At 38.1% G+C, this 1561-nt stretch carries 2 protein-coding genes; one reads left to right on the top strand and one right to left on the bottom strand.

What is annotated here, in order from left to right; genetic code table 11:
• Positions 1–102: 102 nt before the first annotated feature.
• Complete coding sequence (locus AWH49_RS19565; RefSeq protein ID WP_157723757.1) at positions 103–249, bottom strand: ribbon-helix-helix protein, CopG family; 147 nt, start codon at positions 247–249, stop codon at positions 103–105.
• A gap of 73 nt (positions 250–322) precedes the next feature.
• On the opposite strand from AWH49_RS19565, the gene tnpB reads away from it, so the two are divergent.
• On the top strand, positions 323–1474 hold the full coding sequence (gene tnpB / locus AWH49_RS15615; RefSeq protein WP_063966486.1) for an IS200/IS605 family element RNA-guided endonuclease TnpB: 1152 nt from the start codon (positions 323–325) through the stop codon (positions 1472–1474).
• Positions 1475–1561 lie beyond the last annotated feature (87 nt).

The raw sequence follows: 1561 nt of genomic DNA, 5'->3' as shown, positions 1-1561 counted from the left end.
CTTTATCAGATTTTCAGGCGAGAATACCCCCATCTTCAAATACGTAAAGGGCACAGCCCGGTATTAAGTGGGGGACGAATCGCCTTCGGACAAGGGATCGCTTTAGCGGTCTCGATTGTCCGACTGTTTTAACCATGATTCTAATGCTTGACGAACAGCTTCTTGTAGTGAAATGTTTTTGTCTAAACAACTCTTTTTAACGGTTTTGATTAATTCTTCTTCAAGGCGAACACTAATTTGTTTTAACATGTTTTTCCCTCCATCTGATTGACTGTATATTGCTACCATGGTATAATAGTAGCATAAAAGGCGGTGAAAATCAATGATAGTCCACAAAGCACATAAGTTTCGTATCTATCCAAACAAAGAACAGGAAATTCTAATCGCTAAAACAATCGGTTGCTCTCGTTTTGTGTTCAATCACTTTTTAGCAACGTGGAATGATACGTACAAAGAAACGGGAAAAGGATTGACGTACACCTCATGTTCTGCCCAATTAACACAATTAAAGAAGGAATTAGTTTGGTTAAAAGAAGTCGATAGCATTGCGATTCAATCATCACTTAAAAATCTTGCTGATTCGTACTCACGATTCTTTAAGAAACAAAACAAAGCACCACGCTTCAAATCTAAAAAGAATAAAGTACAATCTTACACGACAAAGCATACGAACGGTAATATTGCGGTTGTTGATAACAAAATCAAGCTACCTAAACTTGGATTGGTAAAGTTTGCGAAGAGTCGTGAAGTTGAAGGTCGTATTCTCAATGCGACTGTGAGACTTAATCCAAGTGGTAAATATTTTGTATCTATCCTTGTTGAAACAGAAGTGAAAGAAAAACCTAAAACAAATTCTTCCGTTGGTGTTGACGTTGGATTAAAAGACTTTGCTATATTATCAGACGGAACCGTATATAAGAATCCAAAGTTTTTCTGTTCACTTGAAAAGAAATTGGAAAAAGAGCAACGTATTCTTTCACGCCGAAAAGAAATTGCGATCAAACAGAAACGCTCACTGTCTGAATCGAGGAATTATCAAAAACAAAAAGTGAAAGTGGCCCGTATTCACGAGAAAATCGCCAACGCACGAACAGACTACTTGCATAAAATATCGACTGATATTGTCAAAAACCACGACGTAATCGGGATCGAGGACTTGCAGGTATCAAATATGTTAAAAAACCGAAAGTTAGCCAAAGCAATTAGCGAAGTATCTTGGTCACAATTCAGAACAATGCTTGAATATAAATCGAAATGGTACGGTAAACAAGTGGTTACTGTTGCGAAAAACTTCCCTTCCAGTCAACTATGTTCATGTTGCGGATACAAAAATAAAGACGTTAAAAATCTCGCATTGCGTGAGTGGGATTGCCCAGAGTGCCATACCCATCATCAAAGAGATATTAACGCAGGAATCAATCTTAAAAATGAAGCGATACGACTTCTAACCGCAGGGACTGCGGGGATAGCCTAATCCATAATTAGCGGTTACGCTAGTGTTCTTAGGAATCCCCCACTTCAATCAGATCGTAAGATCGATAAGTGGTGGGTAGTTCAATAT

The sequence above is a fragment of the Domibacillus aminovorans genome (assembly GCF_001643235.1).
Lineage (GTDB): Bacteria > Bacillota > Bacilli > Bacillales > Domibacillaceae > Domibacillus > Domibacillus aminovorans.
Note: the sequence above shows the minus strand (reverse complement) of the source record. Positions and strands in the feature narration are given on the sequence as shown.

Excerpts from the sequence above, each read along its gene's own strand:
- AWH49_RS19565 (WP_157723757.1), bottom strand. The coding sequence starts at position 249 with ATGTTAAAACAAATTAGTGTTCGCCTTGAAGAAGAATTAATCAAAACC.
- tnpB (WP_063966486.1), top strand. The coding sequence starts at position 323 with ATGATAGTCCACAAAGCACATAAGTTTCGTATCTATCCAAACAAAGAA.